22 protein-coding genes and 1 pseudogene are annotated in these 20,830 nt (G+C 31.8%); 4 read left to right on the top strand and 19 right to left on the bottom strand.

Annotation, left to right across the window (positions count from 1 at the left end; genetic code table 11):
* Nucleotides 1–48 precede the first annotated feature (48 nt).
* The 3 genes from guaA to bshC form a co-directional block, all read right to left on the bottom strand.
* Complete coding sequence (gene guaA / locus AC0L3M_RS00840) at nucleotides 49–1,581, bottom strand: glutamine-hydrolyzing GMP synthase (RefSeq protein WP_473432520.1); 1,533 nt, start codon at nucleotides 1,579–1,581, stop codon at nucleotides 49–51.
* An 81-nt stretch (nucleotides 1,582–1,662) separates the two neighbouring features.
* A complete protein-coding gene (locus tag AC0L3M_RS00835; RefSeq protein ID WP_473431490.1) occupies nucleotides 1,663–3,036 on the bottom strand; it encodes a pyridoxal phosphate-dependent decarboxylase family protein in 1,374 nt (457 codons plus the stop codon).
* Between the two features lie 3 nt (nucleotides 3,037–3,039).
* A complete protein-coding gene (bshC, locus tag AC0L3M_RS00830; protein ID WP_473431489.1) occupies nucleotides 3,040–4,641 on the bottom strand; it encodes a bacillithiol biosynthesis cysteine-adding enzyme BshC in 1,602 nt (533 codons plus the stop codon).
* A 130-nt stretch (nucleotides 4,642–4,771) separates the two neighbouring features.
* Here bshC and AC0L3M_RS00825 point away from each other — a divergent pair, with 130 nt between their 5' ends.
* Nucleotides 4,772–6,031: a carboxypeptidase-like regulatory domain-containing protein gene (locus tag AC0L3M_RS00825; RefSeq protein WP_473431488.1), complete on the top strand. Its 1,260-nt coding sequence runs from the start codon at nucleotides 4,772–4,774 to the stop codon at nucleotides 6,029–6,031.
* A 6-nt stretch (nucleotides 6,032–6,037) separates the two neighbouring features.
* On the opposite strand, the gene AC0L3M_RS00820 is transcribed toward AC0L3M_RS00825, so the two are convergent.
* The 3 genes from AC0L3M_RS00820 to rimO form a co-directional block, all read right to left on the bottom strand.
* A complete protein-coding gene (locus AC0L3M_RS00820; protein ID WP_473431487.1) occupies nucleotides 6,038–6,571 on the bottom strand; it encodes a YiiX/YebB-like N1pC/P60 family cysteine hydrolase in 534 nt (177 codons plus the stop codon).
* Nucleotides 6,572–6,672: 101 nt separating this feature from the next.
* Nucleotides 6,673–7,170 (bottom strand): DUF4878 domain-containing protein, encoded by a 498-nt coding sequence (locus AC0L3M_RS00815; protein WP_145000339.1) that lies wholly within the window; start codon nucleotides 7,168–7,170, stop codon nucleotides 6,673–6,675.
* Nucleotides 7,171–7,246: 76 nt separating this feature from the next.
* On the bottom strand, nucleotides 7,247–8,554 hold the full coding sequence (gene rimO / locus AC0L3M_RS00810; RefSeq protein ID WP_145000341.1) for a 30S ribosomal protein S12 methylthiotransferase RimO: 1,308 nt from the start codon (nucleotides 8,552–8,554) through the stop codon (nucleotides 7,247–7,249).
* Nucleotides 8,555–8,648: 94 nt separating this feature from the next.
* Between rimO and AC0L3M_RS00805 the strand changes: the two genes are divergently transcribed.
* Nucleotides 8,649–9,725, top strand: a complete 1,077-nt coding sequence (locus AC0L3M_RS00805) for a serine hydrolase domain-containing protein (protein WP_473431486.1) — start codon at nucleotides 8,649–8,651, stop codon at nucleotides 9,723–9,725.
* A 345-nt stretch (nucleotides 9,726–10,070) separates the two neighbouring features.
* Here AC0L3M_RS00805 and ftsY read toward each other — a convergent pair.
* From ftsY to AC0L3M_RS00765, 8 genes and pseudogenes are all read right to left on the bottom strand, one after another.
* Nucleotides 10,071–11,026: pseudogene (gene ftsY / locus AC0L3M_RS00800) on the bottom strand (signal recognition particle-docking protein FtsY).
* 310 nt (nucleotides 11,027–11,336) lie between these two features.
* Complete coding sequence (locus tag AC0L3M_RS00795; protein ID WP_145000347.1) at nucleotides 11,337–11,489, bottom strand: DUF4295 domain-containing protein; 153 nt, start codon at nucleotides 11,487–11,489, stop codon at nucleotides 11,337–11,339.
* A 34-nt stretch (nucleotides 11,490–11,523) separates the two neighbouring features.
* Nucleotides 11,524–11,706, bottom strand: coding sequence for a 50S ribosomal protein L33 (gene rpmG / locus AC0L3M_RS00790; RefSeq protein ID WP_028282775.1), 183 nt, complete (start codon nucleotides 11,704–11,706; stop codon nucleotides 11,524–11,526).
* A gap of 27 nt (nucleotides 11,707–11,733) precedes the next feature.
* Nucleotides 11,734–11,970: a 50S ribosomal protein L28 gene (gene rpmB / locus AC0L3M_RS00785; RefSeq protein WP_028282774.1), complete on the bottom strand. Its 237-nt coding sequence runs from the start codon at nucleotides 11,968–11,970 to the stop codon at nucleotides 11,734–11,736.
* Nucleotides 11,971–12,052: 82 nt separating this feature from the next.
* Nucleotides 12,053–13,303, bottom strand: a complete 1,251-nt coding sequence (locus AC0L3M_RS00780) for a competence/damage-inducible protein A (protein ID WP_473431485.1) — start codon at nucleotides 13,301–13,303, stop codon at nucleotides 12,053–12,055.
* Nucleotides 13,303–13,644: an Hpt domain-containing protein gene (locus AC0L3M_RS00775; protein WP_145000351.1), complete on the bottom strand. Its 342-nt coding sequence runs from the start codon at nucleotides 13,642–13,644 to the stop codon at nucleotides 13,303–13,305. Before AC0L3M_RS00775 ends, AC0L3M_RS00780 begins: the two co-directional genes overlap by 1 nt.
* Nucleotides 13,645–13,647: 3 nt before the next feature.
* Nucleotides 13,648–14,259 (bottom strand): fumarylacetoacetate hydrolase family protein, encoded by a 612-nt coding sequence (locus AC0L3M_RS00770; RefSeq protein ID WP_145000353.1) that lies wholly within the window; start codon nucleotides 14,257–14,259, stop codon nucleotides 13,648–13,650.
* A gap of 3 nt (nucleotides 14,260–14,262) precedes the next feature.
* Nucleotides 14,263–15,036: a 3'-5' exonuclease gene (locus AC0L3M_RS00765; RefSeq protein ID WP_473431484.1), complete on the bottom strand. Its 774-nt coding sequence runs from the start codon at nucleotides 15,034–15,036 to the stop codon at nucleotides 14,263–14,265.
* Nucleotides 15,037–15,108: 72 nt separating this feature from the next.
* Here AC0L3M_RS00765 and AC0L3M_RS00760 point away from each other — a divergent pair, with 72 nt between their 5' ends.
* Complete coding sequence (locus AC0L3M_RS00760; protein WP_473431483.1) at nucleotides 15,109–15,747, top strand: glutaredoxin family protein; 639 nt, start codon at nucleotides 15,109–15,111, stop codon at nucleotides 15,745–15,747.
* Nucleotides 15,748–15,795: 48 nt separating this feature from the next.
* Complete coding sequence (locus AC0L3M_RS00755; protein ID WP_473431482.1) at nucleotides 15,796–16,221, top strand: hypothetical protein; 426 nt, start codon at nucleotides 15,796–15,798, stop codon at nucleotides 16,219–16,221.
* Between the two features lie 390 nt (nucleotides 16,222–16,611).
* Here the strand turns inward: AC0L3M_RS00755 and AC0L3M_RS00750 are convergent, their stop codons facing one another.
* The 5 genes from AC0L3M_RS00750 to recR form a co-directional block, all read right to left on the bottom strand.
* Nucleotides 16,612–17,925 carry a dihydrolipoamide acetyltransferase family protein gene (locus AC0L3M_RS00750; RefSeq protein WP_473431481.1) on the bottom strand — a complete coding sequence of 438 codons (1,314 nt, stop codon included), beginning with the start codon at nucleotides 17,923–17,925 and terminating at the stop codon, nucleotides 16,612–16,614.
* A gap of 115 nt (nucleotides 17,926–18,040) precedes the next feature.
* On the bottom strand, nucleotides 18,041–18,478 hold the full coding sequence (locus AC0L3M_RS00745; protein ID WP_473431480.1) for an HAD family hydrolase: 438 nt from the start codon (nucleotides 18,476–18,478) through the stop codon (nucleotides 18,041–18,043).
* A 178-nt stretch (nucleotides 18,479–18,656) separates the two neighbouring features.
* A complete protein-coding gene (locus AC0L3M_RS00740; RefSeq protein WP_473431479.1) occupies nucleotides 18,657–19,235 on the bottom strand; it encodes a phosphoribosyltransferase family protein in 579 nt (192 codons plus the stop codon).
* Nucleotides 19,232–20,041, bottom strand: a complete 810-nt coding sequence (locus AC0L3M_RS00735; RefSeq protein WP_473431478.1) for a glycosyltransferase — start codon at nucleotides 20,039–20,041, stop codon at nucleotides 19,232–19,234. Before AC0L3M_RS00735 ends, AC0L3M_RS00740 begins: the two co-directional genes overlap by 4 nt.
* A gap of 8 nt (nucleotides 20,042–20,049) precedes the next feature.
* Entirely contained in the window at nucleotides 20,050–20,667 is a 618-nt protein-coding gene (gene recR, locus AC0L3M_RS00730) for a recombination mediator RecR (protein ID WP_292943880.1), read from the bottom strand.
* Nucleotides 20,668–20,830: the final 163 nt, after the last annotated feature.

Genomic DNA, 20,830 nt, shown 5'->3' with positions numbered 1-20,830 from the left:
ACTATTTTATCAAGCTTAAAAAATTACTTGAAGTGACGGTATTAACCTTTATTCCCACTCAATAGTTGCTGGTGGCTTACTGCTTATATCGTACACTACTCTATTAACGCCTTTTACTTTGTTTATTATATCGTTACTTGTTTTTTGCAAAAACTCGTATGGTAAATTTACCCAGTCTGCAGTCATACCATCTGTGCTTTCTACAGCTCTTAATGCTACACATTTCTCGTAAGTACGCTCGTCACCCATTACTCCCACACTATTTACTGGTAGTAAAATAGCACCTGCTTGCCATACTTTATCGTATAATCCTGCGTCGCGTAATCCATTAATAAATACTGCGTCTACTTCTTGTAATATACGTACTTTTTCTGCAGTGATATCACCTAAAATCCTGATTGCCAGACCTGGTCCTGGAAATGGATGACGTCCTAAAAGGTCTTTATCCATACCCATACTTGCTCCTACACGTCTTACTTCGTCTTTAAACAAAGCGCGAAGTGGCTCTACAATTTTAAGTTTCATGTAATCTGGTAATCCACCTACATTATGATGACTTTTTATTGTTGCGCTTGGTCCTCCTGTTGCACTTACACTTTCTATCACGTCTGGATAAATAGTCCCTTGTGCTAACCATTTTACGTCTTCTATTAGGTTTGCTTCTTGGTCAAAAACCTCGATAAACGCGTTACCTATAGCTTTGCGCTTTTTTTCTGGATCACTCAATCCTGCTAATGCATCCAAAAAGCGTGCCGAAGCGTCTACACCTTTTACGTTTAAGCCCATCCCTTTGTATTGTTCTAATACATCAGAAAATTCGTTTTTACGTAATAATCCGTTATTTACAAATATACAGTACAGGTTTTTACCTATTGCTTTGTGCAATAACATTGCTGCTACGGAACTGTCTACGCCTCCTGATAATCCAAGAACAACTTTATCGTCTCCAAGTTTTGCTTGTAAATCCTCAACGGTTTCTTGCACAAATGCATTTGGTGTCCAATCTGGATTTACATTTGCTATAGCTACTAAAAAGTTTTCTAGTAATTGTTTACCGTCTTTAGAGTGGTATACTTCTGGATGAAATTGAATCGCGTAAGTCGACTCGCCTTCTATCTTATAAGCTGCATTTTGCACATCGTGCGTGCTTGCTAATAATTTTCCGTTTGTTGGTAGGTGTTTGATGGTGTCACTATGACTCATCCATACTTGACTACCTATTGATATATTTTTAAAAAAAGTATCCTCTTCTACAAAGCTTAAGTTGGCACGACCATACTCGCGTGTATTAGATTCGGCTACTTCACCGCCAGAAAAATGGGCTAAATATTGTGCACCATAACAGACAGCTAGCATAGGCTTTTTACCTCTAATTTCTGATAGATCCGGATGAAAAGCTTCCTTTGATCTTACAGACATTGGGCTTCCAGAAAGGATAACAGCCTTATAATCGTCTACGTTTTTTGGTGGTTTGTTAAATGGGTGTATTTCGGAATAGATGTTAAGCTCTCTAACTCTGCGCGCAATTAGTTGTGTGTATTGCGATCCGAAATCTAAAATAAGTACTTTGTCGTGTTGCATGCACAAAAATAGTAATTGCATTGATAAATACTATTTATGATTTATGAAAATTTGCACTATTTTTTTAACAATTAACAAATACTATTTCATGGACTCCAAAATTGCTTTAATATCTTGAGTAGTTGTGTCTGGATTTATAAAGCAAAAACGAGAAACGGTTTCAAAAGTAGCTCCTGTTTTCCATTTGGTTGGTGTTACTAATGCAAAGCCTTTATCGTGATTTTTAAAAGTCCAATCTCTGTAGTCATTTGGTGTCCATCCCTTACGTCTATAAAGCACACAAGATAAGCTTGGCTCTCTTACAAGCTCTACATGATCCATATCTTTTATTAACTGTCCAGCTATGGTTGCTAATTCCAAACCACGCTCCACAGCTTCTTTATACCTGTCAGTACCATGAGTAGCTAGACTAAACCATAACGGTAATCCACGTACACGACGTGTTAGTTGTATTTGGTAATCTGTTGGATTAAAACCATGTGCTCCTTCGTCTTTAAAAATATCTAAATAGGAACCTTCCTGTGCGTGCGCTTTTTTAGCTAATTCTGGTTGCTTATATATTACAGCACCACAATCGTATGGAGAAAACATCCATTTGTGTGGATCAATGGTAATGCTGTCTGCTTTTTCAATTCCGTTAAATAAGTGCCTAACAGAGTCTGCTGCTAACGCACCACCACCATAAGCTGCATCTACATGCAACCATAAATGTTCTGTTTCGCAAATGTTTGCAATACCTTCTAAATCGTCAATAATTCCTGCATTTGTAGTTCCTCCTGTTGCAACTACCGCAAATAGACGTTGTCTTTGGTGTGTCGTTAAGTCTGAAATAGTTTGCTTTAAAGCGTCTCCTTTTAAACGGTCTTCTGTATCTACCAACAATACATCCACATCCACCACTTTAGCCATAGCTTTGATTGAAGAGTGTGCACCAATTGAGGTAATGATTAACCCTTTTTGATTTTTGTTGTCATCGTTTAAACTTCTCCAATACTCGCGTGCTGTAACAATTGCAGACAAGTTTGCTGCAGTACCACCACTAGTAAATACTCCAAATGCACCTTGTGGTAATCCTGTTAAGGATACAATCCACTTCATGGCTTCGTTTTCGCAAAAAATACCACCTGCTCCTTCCATCCAATACGCACCATGAATACTTGATGCTGAAGTTACCAAATCAAATAAAATAGAGGCTCTGGTTGGAGATGCTGGCACAAATGCTAAATGACGTGGATGATCAATTTTTACATTGGCATGCATTAAATGTTGCTTCCATAAGTTAAAAGCAGTCTCGCCACCAATACCTTTGTCTGTCACTGTTTCTCCTACAAGCGCTTTTAAAGTTTCGGCTTTTTGAGGTTTACCAATGACGTCTTCAGTTTTTGAAATACGATCTATTGTATATTTCATGACGTCTAGCGTCATTTCAACTAAATCTAAATCTATTTTATGCATGGCTTATAATTCAAGAATTAAAAATTGACCTTGCAAAGGTTTTAAATTTTTAATTAACTGAGGTATTAAATCCGTACCAAATTCTAAATATAATTCTGAAAAATTAGTATTACGTTCTTGCAAACTATAATTAGGAAACAATTGGTATTGTAAATCGGTAATACGCTCTACTTGATCTTTAAGTTTTCTTTTTTGAGCAGTTAACAATCTTTTTTCAAGATGTGCCAACCCATTAATTTGCTTTTTTTCTTGAGAGGCTACTGCACCAACAAAAGACTTATCCGTTGATTCTGCTAGCTTATAAAGTTGTTGAAACTGTGATTTTAGATGTTGAATTTGCTCAGAAAAATCAATATCAATATTAGAAATTTCTCGTACTTTTTTGTTAATAAAACTATCACGTTTTAAAAACAAGTCCTTATCAGATATGCTTAATTTTTTAAGTTTATCCGCTTGCTGTTTTGTTTTTATCAAAACAGAATTACGTAAAAGTAATATTGGAAAAACCACATTATTAGCTTCAAAATTAGCTTTTAACTGAAACCAGTAAGCTAGCTCACCACCTCCACCAATGTAACATAAATTTGGCAAAATAACTTCTTGATACAATGGACGCATAATTACATTAGGACTAAAACATTCTGGAGCCTGGTCTATATGTTTTGACAACTCTTCTTTAGTCCAAGATATTGACGTGTTTAAAACAGAATATTTTTGATCTTTAAAAACAATGCGTTCTCTTACATTTTTAGTGATGTAAAATAAATTTATATCTCTAGGATTTACTTGTATAGCGTAATTTTCTGATACTTGACTTAATTGATTTGATGTTTCAGTAACTTTTTGAAATGATGTATTATTAAATAACTCTGTTTTAATTTGAGGTATAAATAATGTTTTTAAATCTTTATTATTAGCATCTATAATTACCAAACCATGCTCACCAAATAATGCATTTGCTAAATAATGCGTGGCTTTAGCTAAATTATCATGTTTTAAGTAAGCGTTTTCAAATAGTGATTTTAAAAATTTAGCATTTTGACCAATCCCTAACTCTTTTGCTAAAAGGTCTAACACGTTATCTAAACCAGTAGTATCTAAATCTCCAACTGCTCCTGAAGCATTTTTGTTCCAGCGTATTTTTTTGCCTTTAAAATTGAAATAATTTATTTCTTCAAAATCATGATCCTCTGAAGCCATCCAATAGATAGGCACAAAATTATATTCTGGATATTGTATTTTTAATTGCTTAGTTAAATTTATTGTAGACACAATTTTATACAAAAAGTATAATGGTCCTGTAAATAAATTAAGCTGATGACCTGTTGTAATTGTAAAGGTTTTATTGTCTGCTAATAACTTAATGTTAGTGTCTGTAGCTTCTGATGTTTCCAGTAGGCTATATTGCTCTTGCAAAGTTTTTACTAAGACTACTCTACCTTCTTGAGAAAAATTATCTTGCTTCTGTTTTATTTGAGCTTCAAAGTTTTTGATATTAGGAAACCTATTATAAAACGGTTTTAGTGATTCAGCTTCAGCTAAATAATCACAAATTAATTGAGAAAAATATCCTGTTTCTTTAAAGGGTATACAGTCTGTTGGCATAGTTACAAATTAATCTGCTGTAAAGATAAGGCAGTTTGCCCTTTAGTATGTCTTAAAATTAACATAAAACCCAAGAGTAAAGTGTTGAAATTTGAGTAACTTTATAAGATAATCTGCAAACACAACACTAGTGAAATCAACTGTACTACCTTTAAACATTAAAAACTACATAGTCTATTTTACACTACTAACTTGTTTTTTTGGTTTTAGTCAAAATATAACCGAATTTAAAGGAATAGTATTAGATAAAACTACCAATAATCCTTTAGCATTAGCCGATTTAATTATTACCAACTCCAACGTTAGTACTATAGCTAATAGTGATGGCGAGTTTACGTTAAAAGTCCCAGAAGACCTGTTACAAAACAATGTAACAATATCTTATTTAGGGTATCAAAAATTAGAAGTTGCTTTATCAGAATTTAAACCAACTGATACTAAAATATATTTACAAGAGGCAGCCACAGTATTGGCTGCTATAGATATTGCAGCACCTAAAGATGCAGAAGAATTAGTAAAGAAAGTATTAAACCTAAAAGGAGAAAACTACGCTACTGAAACTGTGTTTATGACAGGTTTTTATAGAGAAACTATTAAAAAACGTAACAGAAATGCATCATTATCTGAAGCCATTGTTAGCATTAATAAATCGTCTTATAACTCTAGCAAAAATGACAATGTTACTTTAATAAAGGCTAGAAAAAACACAGATTACTCAAGGTTAGATACCATAGCACTTAAAATTCAAGGAGGTCCCTTTAGCAGTTTACACACTGACATTATTAAGTATCCTGAATACATTTTTAATGATGAAACCCTGAGTGACTACACGTTTACTTTTGGTAGATCTACTCAGGTTGATAATCAATTAGTTTATGTTGTAAATTTTAAACAAAAAGAAAATATTTATAGACCTTTGTATTATGGCACACTTTATATTGAAGCTAATAATTATGCTTTAACTAGTGCTGTTTTTAATTTAAATGTTGAAAATCAAACCGAAGCCACCAAATTATTTGTGAGAAAAAAACCAAGAAAAGCTAATGTATATCCAACTGAAGCTGCTTACAAGGTTAATTACAGAACAAAAGATGGCAAATGGTATTTTGCTTATAGCAATATATTAATCTCTTTTAAAGTTAATTGGGATAACCGATGGTTTAATAGTAGATATACATTACAAAGTGAAATGGCTATAACAGATTGGAATATAAATAAGGATTTATTAACCAATACACAGTCTAAAAAACTTAAACAAAATAGTATTTTGCAAGACCAAGTTTCCGGCTTTAGAGATCCCGATTTTTGGGGCGAATATAATATTATAGAGCCTGAAAAATCTATTGAAACTGCTATTAAGAAAATTAAAAGGCAAGTCGAAAAAAACTAGATTATTTTACTTTTGGTGATTGATTATAATATTAAAATAATTTGGATCGTAAAACGTTTTAAGTGTATTATATTTTTGCTGATCTGTAATACTATCTGCTACTTGCAGAATATTTAAATTATGCTCATATATACGCCAAATTAACTCAGAGCAATAATGCTCAGTAGTATCTTTATAATTAAAGCTATGATCAAAGGGTAATTGTTTTTTATAGTAATAATCAATTTGCTTTACAATTTTACTTTGTTTAATTGTATCTATATTTTTTAATCTAGTGACCAAAATCGTCTTATCATGAGAATTGTGCACAAAAGAATCTATTGCCTGCAAACGTAAACCATCCTGATTAGATACGCTACTTGACAGCGCATGTGCAATTTTTAAATTATCATTTTGCTTGATAACAACACCTAGATGAGTTACATCATAGTCCTCACTCATCATTTTAGAAATCATAGTACTTACAAAACCATAACCACGTCTTAAAATAATATCTCCAGTTTGAAGTTTAGCTTTTTCTTTAGGCGATAATTTATACAAAAAAGACGATTCATACGGTCTGTTTGAATCGTCTTTAAAAATTTATATGCTAAAAAAATAACAGCTAAGACTAGTGATATTTTTATAGTGGTTTTTAACATTTACTCAGCAGCCTCATAATCATCTTCCTCAATCATTTCCTCATCCATATCGTCATCAGACTCCATATCAGGATTTCCTGTTTCTTTATTAGCTTTATCTAAGCCTTCTTTATTCATTGACTCTTTGTCCATACTTACCAACCATTTCCCTTCTTCTTTAATAAGATTCATTGGCATATCTTGATCTTTTTCATCTTGACTACTTGACATTTTTACAGTACATACTGCTTTGTCTCCATCAATTTTAGTATCAACTACTTTAAAAGAAATATCTGCTTCTTTCATCTTATCTGCAAATTGGTCTTTTGCGCCAAAAGACTCTAACATAGACAACATAGATTTTGTGTCTGTCGTTGCATGTTTTTTAGCTGTTTCAAAATCTCCAGAATACATAGCTTCTAAAAAGCTAATTGTAGCACCTTCTGGTCCTCCACCACCACAAGCTGTTAACATAAAAAAGCAAGCTACTACTACTGTTTTTAATACTGATTTTTTCATTTTTTGGTTTGTTTAGTTTTGTAAATATACTTTTTTAGATTTAACATTCAAATTGTTTTATTTTGAACGCCATAATTTAAGCTTTTACTAACTCACCATAAAGATCAAAATCTTCAGCTTCAGTCACTTTAATATTGTAATATTCTCCTGTTTTTAAATACGTGTCAGTTGCATCTATTAACACTTCATTATCTACATCTGGACTATCAAACTCAGTACGACCTACAAAATAAGTACCTTCTTTACGATCAATAACCACTTTAAAGGTTTCTCCGATTTTTTCTTGATTTAATTCCCAAGAAATCTGAGATTGAATTTCCATAATTTGGTTAGCTCTGTCTTGCTTCACTTCTTGTGGCACATCGTCTTCCAGGTTATAGGCATGTGTGTTTTCTTCATGAGAATAAGTAAAACAACCTAAACGCTCAAAACGCATATCTTTTACCCACTGTTTTAATTCTTGAAAATGTGCTTCCGTTTCGCCTGGATAACCAACAATTAATGTTGTTCTAATAGTCATCTCTGGGACGATAGCTCTAAACTGCTTAATTAGATTTGTTGTTTTTTCTTTGGTAGTACCACGACGCATACTTTTAAGTAAATCGTCACTAATATGTTGTAATGGAATATCTAGATAATTACAAATTTTTGGCTCTCGCTTCATTAAATCTAACACGTCCATTGGGAAACCTGTTGGAAAAGCATAATGTAATCTAATCCATTCAATACCTTCAACTTTAACTAAGTTTTCAAGTAATTCTGCTAAGTTTCGTTTTTTGTATAAATCTAAACCGTAATACGTTAAATCTTGAGCAATTAAGATTAATTCTTTAACGCCATTTGCTGCTAACTTTTCAGCTTCCGTAACTAAATTTTCAATTGGCGTAGATTTGTGCTTACCTCTCATTAATGGAATCGCACAAAAACTACATGGTCTATCACAACCTTCTGCAATTTTTAAATAGGCATAGTTTTTAGGTGTAGTTGTTAAACGCTCTCCTATTAACTCATGTTTATAATCTGCACCTAAAGCTTTAAGTAAACCTGGCAACTCTGTAGTCCCAAAATATTGATCTACATTAGGTATATCTTTTTGTAATTCTGGCTTATAACGCTCACTTAAACATCCTGTTACAAAGACTTTATCAACCTCTCCATCTTCCTTTTTTTGCATGTACTCTAAAATAGTGTTCACGCTTTCCTCCTTTGCATTATTAATAAAACCACAGGTATTAATAACTACTACGTTACCTTCTTCCTCATGCACAACTTCTTTTCCGTTAGCTTTTAATTGTCCCATTAGGACTTCGCTATCGTAGACATTTTTGCTACAACCTAAAGTTATAACGTTGATTTTGTTCTTTTTAAGTGACTTTGTTCTCATACCTCATTTTTGGACTGCAAAGATACTATCAAATTTTAATATAACAGATATTAAACCATTTTGATTTATATTGGTCAAATAAAAAACTAATAGTATGAAACCAACCTATTTAATTTTTAGTTTACTAACCATCATTAGTTTAAGTTGCACATCAAAAGATGACACAGATTTAAATGAAAATCATGACGCGCAAAACATATATTTCCCTCCTTTAGATAGTGATACTTGGGATACTAAAACACCTTCCGAGTTACAATGGAATACTTCAGCTTTAGCTGAATTATCTTCATTTTTAGAAAACACAAACACCAAATCGTTTATAATTTTACATAAAGGAAAAATTGCTTTTGAGCAGTATTTTAATGATCATGCTTTAACTGATCCTTGGTATTGGGCAAGTGCAGGAAAAACATTAACTACAACTCTTACTGGTATTGCTCAAGACCAAGGATTGTTAGATATAAATAATAAAGTATCTGATTATTTAGGCGCTGGTTGGACTAACATTACTATTGATAAAGAAAATTTAATTACTTGTACTAATTTATTATCTATGACCTCAGGTTTAGATGATACTTTAGGCGATAGTGTTGCGCCAGAAAACTTACAATATGTTGCAGACGCAAGTAATCGTTGGGCATACCACAATGTATACGTCAAACTACAAGATGTTGTTGCTGCAGTTAGCAATCAAAGTTGGTCGGATTATTTTGATGAAAACTTAAAAAATAAAATTGGTATGACAGGTACTTGGATTACTATAGGAGACTTAAGTGTTTATTGGAGTACTACCAGAAGTATGGCTAGATTTGGTTTAATGATTTATGCAAATGGCCAGTGGAACAACCAACAAATTGTATCTGAAGCATTTTTAAATCAGGCAACAAACACCTCACAAAGTATTAATCAGGCTTATGGCTATCTATGGTGGTTAAATGGTAAGTCTAGCTATCATCTACCACAAACTCAGGTTGAATTTACGGGTGAATTAATTCCTAATGGTCCAAGCGATATGTATTGTGCTTTGGGTAAAAATGACCAAAAACTATACATTGTACCAAGTAAAGATTTGGTTATTGTAAGAATGGGAGAAGCAGCTGACGACTCTAATTTTGCTTTATCAAGTTATGATAATGCGCTTTGGGAGAAATTAAACAACGTATTTAATTAATAAATTTATATTTCATAAGGAATAATGCTGTATAGTCCATCAAATACAATATTAGGATAGAAAAAATAGAATAAACAGATTGCAAAAATCAAAGTAATTATTACCTTATTAAGAGTTTTTTTAATAGACTTTTCCAACAATACCAAATGCAAAATGTAAAAAGCGGTATTAAAACTACTAAAGGAAAAAGCGAATAGTAGATTAATTCTTCAGGAATTAAAGGACTTTTAGGTTGTAAAAAAGAACTTATAGCAAAAACCACATTACTACCAATTGCTACTAACAAATAAAGTATTATAAATACAGTAATAATTCTAAAAATTCGATCGGAAATAAAAGACATGCTTATTTAAAGAAAGAATCTACAAACTCAAACTTATTAAATACTTGCAAATCTTCAATACCTTCTCCAACACCAATATATTTTACAGGAATTTGAAATTGATCACTTATACCAATCACGACACCACCTTTAGCAGTACCATCTAATTTAGTAACTGCAAGGCTTGTAACCTCTGTTGCAGCAGTAAATTGCTTGGCTTGTTCAAAAGCATTTTGACCAGTACTACCATCTAAAACTAATAATACATCGTGTGGTGCATCTCCAACAACTTTTTGCATGACACGTTTAACTTTAGTAAGCTCATTCATTAAGTTAACCTTATTGTGTAAACGACCAGCAGTATCAATAATAATAACATCTGCATTTTGATTAACTCCAGACTGTAAGGCATCAAATGCAACTGAAGCTGGATCGCTTCCCATATCTTGACGTACCATAGGTACATCTACACGATCTGCCCAAACTTGTAATTGATCAATAGCTGCAGCTCTAAAAGTATCTGCTGCACCTAAAACTACTTTTAACCCTTGTTTTTTAAATTGATAAGCTAATTTACCAATAGTGGTTGTTTTACCAACTCCATTAACACCAACAACCATTAAAACATAAGGTGTCTTAGATCCATCTTGTTGTTTAGGTAATTGCGGAATTTTATATTCTGTATCCTCACCAGAGTTAGTTTCTGACAGTAAGCCAGCAATTTCCTCTCGTAATATTCTATTAAGCTCATCTGTACCAAGATATTTATCCTTAGATACTCTAGCTTCAATACGTTCTATTATTTTTAAAGTGGTATTAACACCAACATCACTTGAGACTAATACTTCTTCTAAATTATCTAAAACTGCATCATCCACTTTAGACTTTCCAGCGACAGCTTTACTTAATTTACCTAAAAAGCTTGTACTTGATTTTTCTAAGCCTTTATCTAAGGTTTCTTTTTTTCTGAAGAAAATATTTTTTTAAAAAACTCATTTCAAATTATTGTTTTTGTTTATATACTGATCCCTAAAAAGAGATCAAGGTTTAATATACTGTAATAATTATAAGTAAATCTATCACTTATAAATGTATATTTTACAACTTTAAATTAATGTTGTATACTATTAATCACTTTATATAATAATCAACATAACAATTATGAAGCCTAATTTACAGGACTGCTACATTGTCATATTTCTATAATGTAAAGTAACGTAATATTTTAAAAACAAAAAAGCCACTTTCCAAAGGTAAGCAGCTTAATACTATATTAAAATAGAGTAAAATTATTTCTTATCTAAGAAATCTTTTACTAATTCAGGTGACATAATTGATTCAACAAACATGTAAGCTCCAGTTTTTGGAGACTTCACCATTTTAATTGCTTTTGATAATCTTTTAGACGATGTCTGTAAAGATGCTACGGTTTTCTTTGCCATGACTTATATGTTTTAGTATTCCTTAAAGGGAATATTATTTAATTTCTTTGTGTACGGTCATTTTCTTCAAGATAGGATTGAATTTTTTAATTTCCATTCTATCAGGAGTGTTCTTTTTGTTCTTCGTTGTAATATAACGAGACGTTCCTGGCTTTCCAGACTCTTTGTGCTCTGTGCACTCTAATATTACTTGTACTCTATTACCTTTCTTTGCCATAATACTTTAATTTACCTAATTGGGTAATTATTTTATAAATCCGTTTGCTCTAGCTTTTTTCAAAGCAGCAGCAATACCTATTTTATTGATTGTTTTTAATGCTGATGTAGATACTTTTAAAGTTACCCACTTATCCTCTTCTGGAAGATAAAAACGCTTTTTTATCAAATTAGCATCAAATGTACGCTTTGTTCTATTCATCGCGTGAGACACGTTGTTTCCAACCATTGCCTTCTTTCCTGTAAGTTCACAAACTCTTGACATTACTTTATAACTTTAAAAATATGTTATTAAAAATCGAGGTGCAAATATACTAATTATTTACTATTTGGCAATAGCTAAATAATTAATTTTCAAAAATTTCTTTTTGAAGCAACTCTAAAGCCTTATTTACTGTTTTATTTATGACGCGTTCTCTATGGTTTCCCATGTTAAATTTATAAGCCTTTACTCCGTTTTTTGAAGCTATTGCTATAAAAACAGTTCCAACCTCTGCGTCAGAGTCTCCTTTTGTTGGTCCAGCGTTACCTGTTGTAGCAACAGCGTAATCTGTTTTAATTATTTTTCTAATATTGGTTGCCATAGCCTCTGCAACCTCTAAACTGACCACAGAATGACGATTTATCAACGCTTCTGGAACACCTAAAAGATCAATTTTAGTCTGTGTGGCATAACTAACAATTGCGCCTTTAAAAAATTGTGAAGCACCAGAATGTGACGTAAATTGCTCTGCTAATTTTCCACCTGTACAGCTTTCAGCTAACGCTAAAGTTTGTCCTTTTTTTGTTAATTGTCTTGCAATACTTAGCTCTAAACCTTCATCATTATCCTGAAATCCGACAAAAACGTCTTGAATTAATGGTAATATTTTATCAATTTCAACTTGAATATCTAAAGCTAAATTAGCCTCGTCCTCACCTTTACCTGATAAACGCAATCTTACTTTACCTAAACTTGGTAAATAGGCCAATTTAATATGTTTTGGAAGTGCGTCTTCTATAGCTTCTATACGTTCTGCAATTACGCTTTCACCTAATCCATAGGTTAGTATGGTTTTATGCAAAATATATGGTCGTTTATACTTTTTGACTAAATTAGGTAGCACTTCATTATCTATCAATGCTTTCATCTCGTATGGCACACCTGGTAAAGAAATAAAGGTTTTATTTCCTTTTTCTAACCACATACCTGGAGCTGTTCCAAACCTATTCATTAGCACTCTTGCTTTAGTTGGCACTAATGCTTGTTTTTTATTAATTTCGGAAATGGGTTGGTTGATGTACTTTTTAAATAACTGCTCTACGTGGAGTAAAACCTCATCATTTTGAACTAAAGTATCTTCAAAATAATCTGCTAAAGTATGCTTTGTTATATCATCTTTTGTTGGACCTAATCCACCTGTTATAATGATAATATCTGCATTGTTTTCTGCTTCAGCAAATGCTTTTAACAAATGCTCTCTATCGTCTTGAATAGAGGTAATTTGATAAACAGAAACACCAATAGAGTTTAGTGCTTTACCTATAAATGCTGAGTTTGTGTCTACTACTTGCCCAATTAGAATCTCGTCACCAATGGTAATTATTTCTGCTTGCATTATAAATTAAAATCTTGAATAATCTCGTTAGTTGCATTATCAATAGCTGCTAAAACGATGTTTAATTTATCGGTAATATCGATCTCTTTTTTCTCAAATTTACCCCAATCTTGCACCTCAATTATATCGTCAAGTATACCTAACTCAAACATATCAACTGTAGGTTTCATTTTGTGTGCTGTTTGATAAGTCAATAGATAATTTTTGTTTTCTACTGCCAATTTAAGCACTTTAGCATCACTTGGTACTTCATCTATAAATGTTGAAGCTAAAGCTAAAATAAACTCTTGATCGTCGTCTGCTAATTCTTTTAGTCTATGTAGTTTGTAATGTTGTTCCATGTATTATTTAACTGTTATAGAAAATAGTTCTTTATCCTCTAGATAACCTTTTAACTTATCATTGGCAACTACCTTGCCAACTCCTGAAGGTGTTCCCGTAAATATAATATCTCCAATCTTTAAAGTAAAATATTTTGAGACATATTCTATCAATTCGTCAATTTTCCAAAGCATAAGGCTTGTGTTTGCGGTTTGAACCACACTTGAGTTTTTCTCTAACCTAAAATTTAAACTATCTACATCAGAAAATTCTGACTTATCAATCCATTTACCAATTACTGCAGCTCCATCAAAAGATTTAGCTTTTTCCCATGGTAAACCTTTTTCTTTTAACTGTTTTTGCAAATCACGAGCAGTAAAATCTATTCCTACACTTAATTGATCATAATATTTATGAGCAAATTTTTTATCAATATGTTTTCCTAGTTTGGTAATTTTAACCAAAACCTCTACTTCATGATGCACATCATTAGAAAAATCTGGAATAAAAAAGGGTTGTTTTTTTAAAAGTATGGCATTATCAGACTTAATAAACACTACAGGATCTGTAGGTTTTTCGTTTTCTAACTCTTTGATATGGTCTGTATAATTGCGACCTATGCAAATTAATTTCATGTTTTAAAATTTATTATTTAAAGCTCTTAATTTAATTGCTGTCAGCACTTTTTTAGTGTACAACGGAAAATCTGCATTAAGTAACCATCCAAAATATCCAGGCTCTTTGTCTAAAACCTCTGTTACCAATTTGCCTTTATGCTTTCCAAAAGAAAACACTTCTTGTCCTTCCTTATCATAACTTATAAAACCTGCAAAATCTGCAAATTTTTTGCGAGAACTAAATTCGGCTAAAAATTTTGTATCATTTTCAAGTTCGTCATAACGCTCTACCTGAGCTTTTAAAACCTCATATGTTGCTAACGTATCCGCTTCTGCAGTGTGTGCATTTTCTAAACTTTTATCACAATAAAACTTATACGCTGCACCTAAAGTACGTTGTTCCATTTTATGAAAAATTGTTTGCACATCTACAGCAACACGACCTTTCATGTCAAAGTCTAAATCTGCGCGCAGCATTTCTTCCGCTAAAAGCGGAATATCAAAACGATTAGAATTAAAGCCTGCTAAATCTGCATCTTTAATCATCGCATTAATCTCTGGTGCCAATTGCTTAAATGTAGGCTCGTTGGCAACTCTCTCATCAGTAACTCCATGAATTGCAGACACTACAGCTGGAATTGGCATTTCTGGATTAACTAACCAGGTTTTACTCTCTATATTTCCGTTAGGAAACACTTTTAATATAGAAATCTCTACAACCCTATCGTTGGTAATATTGATTCCTGTAGTTTCTAAATCGAAAAAGCAAATTGGTTTTGTTAAGTTTAATGACATAAAAGAATTTATTGGTATGGTTTATGCAAATATAATTCTAATCTGTTACTTTTACTTTGTAATACTTTGAAAATGATTAGAAACCTTATACAGCTGCTTATCACTTTTACTACCATGACTGTTTATTCCCAGAACAATCATAAACATGTCTCTATAAAAGAAGAGGTAAAAGGAAAACGATACGAGCTTTATATTGAAAATACCGACTCCATATCTTATGATGTTTTTTTAAAAGTTGAAACTAATGATTTTAGACGTAGTAGTGAACGTCCGATTTTAGAGACTATTCCTGGTAATAGCAAAAAACGTGTATTAACCATGGTGAAACTAAATAATACCGAAGGAAAATACACCTACATTTTAGTGGTTAACGAAGTGTCTTATAGCCTAGAGATTGATAAAGATTTTGAAATTATAGATTTTAAATTAGACAGAGCATTGCATAACAAAGAGGTCACACTTTACACTAAGGACGACTGCACGATTTGTCCTGATGCTAAACACATATTAACAAAAAATAAGATTAATTACACCGAATATAACCTAGATAAAGACACAACACATTATGATAAAATAATTAAAGAATTTAAATCCATTAATTCTAAAAGTGACTTTAGCCAAATCCCTATTTTAAAGATTGATGACAAACTTTACAACAATATCACTAGTTTAGATGAGTTTATTCAAGCTTTACGCGAAGGACTAAATTAACAAATACTGCTACCTAATTGGTTTTAAATTAATTATTCTTACCCTATTATGAAAAAAATATACTTTGACAATCTTTCTAACTTTAAGAATTCGTGGTTATCTAAAACTGTTTTTATAGTGGCACTATTATGCATCTTTTCAGGTTTTATTTTTCAAGCTACTGATGCAATTGATGGCGTTTGGATTAAAAGAATACAACGTTTTGGATACATACTTTTTGCACTTTATTTTTTGAATAAAGTTTTTAGAAAAAACTATGTGCAATGGAACAAATTAGGTATGACTATTAGGATTAATAGTTATTTTAAAGAACACCGATTGACTTTTTCAAAATTTAAATATCATACGTTTGAGAATAATAACTTAACGGTCTACCAAATAGACAACACGTTTACTGTAGACATGAGCAATAGTAACACACCTGATACTGATCAATTAATACAAATTATTACCGACAATACAACTAATAAATAAGGCATGAGGATTAACAGACTGTTTTCTAGCTTAGTCGCGTTATTAAATGTGTATTATATAGGTGCCTGGATATTTGTTTTTAATACTATTAGTAATCAAACAGATAGACAGCTTTCTTTTTTAAACGGTTGGTTTAATCTTTTTAAAAACATTAACCAACTGGACATAACGTTAGTTGTTTTAACACTAACCTCTATAGTTTCTACCATTTGGATACATAAACCAAATTTAAAACGGTTTGCCAAAATCACATTACTTATCCATCTGCTATTTTTAGCCTACATGCTATGGTCATATTTATAAGATGCTTACTATTATAACCTAATGTTATTAAACACAAAAAAGCACAATCAAATGATTGTGCTTTTTTTATAAAATACTTTATGTTATTTATATCTCTCTGTTTTTATCCCAAGACTCTAAATAATCTTTAACAGATTTAACAAATTGTCCTCCTAAGGCTCCATTTACAACTCTATGGTCATAACTGTGCGATAAAAACATCTTATAGCGGATTCCGATAAAATCTCCATCTGGCGTCTCAATTACAGCAGGCACTTTACGTATTGCACCTAAAGCTAAGATACCAACTTGCGGTTGACTAATAATTGGTGTACCCATGATGCTACCAAAAGTACCAACGTTAGTTACTGTATAAGTACCACCTTGAATATCATCTGGTGCCAACTTACCTTCTCTAGCACGTCCAGCAAGATCATTTACTTGCTTAGTCATACCTACTAAGTTTAATTGATCTGCATTTTTAATAACAGGAACAATTAAATTACCATCTGGTAAAGCTGCTGCCATACCAAGGTTAATATTTTTCTTTTTGATAATCTTATCTCCTTGAACAGAAATATTCATCATTGGATGGTCGCGTAACGCCTTAGCAATAGCTTCCATAAATATTGGAGTAAAGGTTAAGTTTTGACCTTCGCGTTTTGCAAAACTATCCTTAACTTTTTTACGCCAGTTCCAAATATTAGTAACATCTGCCTCAATAAAACTTTGTACGTGTGCACTAGTTTGAGTAGACTCTACCATATGATGAGCAATTAATTTACCCATTCTAGTCATTTCAATAACTTCATCTCCAGCAGCAACTTGCATTGGAGCCTGAGGTTTAGCTTGTTGTTTTGGTGCAGGTGCTGAAGTAGCAGGTTGTGCTGCTGCTTTAGCTGGTTGACTACTTCTATTTTCTAGATAAGTAACCATGTCATTTTTTGTAACACGACCATCTTTTCCTGTTCCTGTAATTGCATCTAGTTCTGATTGCGCAATACCTTCTGCTTTAGCCATATTTTTTACTAATGGCGAATAAAAACGATCATCGTTTGATGCTATTGGAGCTGCTGCTTGTTGCGCAACTTCAACCGTTTTAGATACTTCTTTTACTGCTTCTGTTTCTGGAGCAGGACTATTGTCTTGCTTAACAGCTTCGGTTGTAGCACCACCTTCTCCTTCTGTTTCAATTATAGCTATGGTCTGACCAACCTGAACCACATCGTCCACATTAAATAGTACTTCTACTAAAACACCGTCAACCTCACTTGGTACTTCGCTGTCTACCTTATCTGTTGCAATTTCTAAAACTGCCTCATCTGCTTCTATAGTGTCACCAACTTCTTTTAACCATGAGGTAATCGTTGCTTCTGCAACGCTCTCTCCCATTTTTGGTAATTTAAGTTCAAATCTTGCCATATTAATAATCTAATAGTCTTTTTACTGTGTTGAATTGCAAAATTAATAAAAAAATCAATCAAACGGTTAAATAAGTTTAAAACATCAACTTAAAAAAACGTTAATAGTATTTTTATTATACAATATTAAAAAATATTTGGTTTTGTTTTAAGATATTTTTAGTCTCTTTATTGGGATTTACTAAAATAACGTGTTGAGCTATCTTAATTAATGGTAAATCATCAAAATGATCCGTTATTACAGTATCAACGTGATTACTGCCTAATGTTTTTAAATAAGTGGTAACTGCCTGCTTTTTAACTTCTCTAACATTTTCAAAATCGGATTTATAGTTTTTTACTGGTGTATTAGTTGCCAAACAAACATCAAACCCTTCGTTTAAAGCAATGATTTTTGAATAGCAATTTGGCGCTGCAGTTGCTAAAATTTTAATATCAAATGTGGTGTCTTCAATTACTTTTAAATGGTTTTTATAATTTGACAAACTAGACACAAAAGCTTCATAATTTATTTTATTATTTCCTTTAATTGCCTTTAGAATAATATATTTCATTTTAGAGTGATTAATAAAGCCAAACAACCTTAAAAACATAGCTTTTACAAGATTAAAAAGCAGTATAACATTAAATGTTTTTATACTAAAACGCACCAAATATTTGATAAAAAAGTGAAAGGTATTAATGCTATACAACGTACCATCCAAGTCTACTACAATAACTTTTTTATTTGATTTATTTTCGTTTATAATCATTGGACCAAGGAAATCTTAATAATGTGTTATTATATAAATAATAATCTGGTTTTATTATTGAACTATCAATTGTCCAAGCTAATACTGCAATTTTTATTTTTGCTTTAGGAAACTTTTGCTGCAAATTACTTGTAACAACAAACATGGTTTTTCCACTATCTATAGCATCATCTAAAATAAGAATGTTTTTTATGGGTTTTGCTATTGTATTTCTTGTATCAAATGCTATGGTATTATCCTGTAATTTTTCTAAATTTAAATTAGAAATTTTAGCTTTCACACTATTAGACTCTAAAATACGAAGCCAATTTAAGATAGAATATGGAAATATGGATAAAACAGGTTTTAAAAAGCGCTGTTTAACATTTGTAGATTGTCTTTGTAAGGTTACTAATTCAAATAAACTACTTTTTACATTGGGATGCTGTTTGATAGCTTCCAACACATGACCTCCTCCTGACAATATACCAACAACTAAATCTGGATTAACTTCAAGTTTAGAAATTAATTTGAGACTCTCTTTTTCAAAAGTTTCAGTATTTAATGTTAGTACTTTCATTTATTTATAAAAAAAGTTTTTTTAAAGTATAGTAAAATACTTTTAGGTATCAAACTAGTCGCATAAGCCCTAACCAAACCTAAAGTTGCAGTAAATGTATAATTATAATTATCCTTAAGTAGTTTAATTCTGCTTTTAGTTTGCTGCTTTCTTTTTAAATTAGAAATACTATTTGGATTAACCTCATACTCTAACAATAACTCTGGCAGCACCATAGTTTTAAAATGTTTAATTACTTTAAAAAAATAAGCATGATCTTCAAGAGCTGGATAATTTTCTGGATACAACCCAATAGTTTTAACAACTTCCGTCTTATACATTACAGCAGGATGGATAAATGGATTGTATTTATAAATGGCTTCTTGTAATTTATTATGAGTTAATGGTGGTTTAAAATTAAATAAAAAGCTATTATCCTTTGCTATAAAAGTAACGTAGCTAGAGACTAATCCTAACTTGGGATCTAATTGTAATGCCTGCAGTTGTTTTACTAATCTATTATTAATACACTTATCTCCTGCGTCTAGTCTTGCTATATATTTAAAATGAGGTTGGTTAAGAATATAATTTAAACCATTATTTAAGGTTGCAGTTACACCAAGACATTTTGGTTGCTTTAATAAGGTAATATCCAACTTGGACTTAAAAGAAGCTATTACGCCATCTACTTGCTTCTGGTTATTACTACCATCGTCAATAATAATTAATGTAAACGGTTCCGTTTCGGTTAATAAAGAATGTAATGTAGCTGTTAACCCTTCAATATTATTGTAGTGAGGCAATAAAATGGCTAATTGATGCTCCATTTATTAGCTTATAATTTTAACGAAGACTCAAACGGAATTCTATTAATTATACTTCGTCCTAAGGTAATTTCATCTGCATATTCCAACTCATCACCAACTGAGATTCCTCTAGCAATCGTTGATGTTTCTATACTATAATCCTTAATTTGCTTGTAAATATAAAAGTTGGTTGTATCACCTTCCATAGTTGGACTTAAAGCAAAAATCAACTCTTTAACCTGTCCACTTTTTACTTTTTGGATCAAACTAGGGATGTTTAAATCATGTGGACCTACACCATCCATTGGCGATATTTTACCACCTAAAACATGATAAAGCCCTTTATGTGACGCTGTATTTTCTATAGCCATCACATCTCTAATATCCTCCACAACACACACGACATCATCCTTTCTTAATGGATTAGAGCAAATATCGCATAGTTCGTTATCACTTATATTATGGCATGACTTACATAGTTTTAAATCATTTACCATATTTAATAAGGCATGACTTAAATTATGTGTGTGCTCTTTAGGTTGACGCAACAAATGCAAAGCTAAACGCAAAGCTGTACGCTTACCAATACCTGGTAATTGCGAGATTTCGTTTACTGCATTTTCAAGAAGTTTTGAAGAAAATTCCATAGCCACAAAATTAAGGTTTTTACTAATGATTCACGAATTTATTTTTGTTAAGAATACACTAATACTCAACAACATTTTTAAAACAATTTTACTTACTTAAAAACTTTTAAGTGTTATAAACTAAAGTCCTTTTTAGTAATTTTGTACTTTGGCACTGATAAAA

The organism is Olleya sp. KJ81-1, assembly GCF_055808135.1.
Note: the sequence above shows the minus strand (reverse complement) of the source record. Positions and strands in the feature narration are given on the sequence as shown.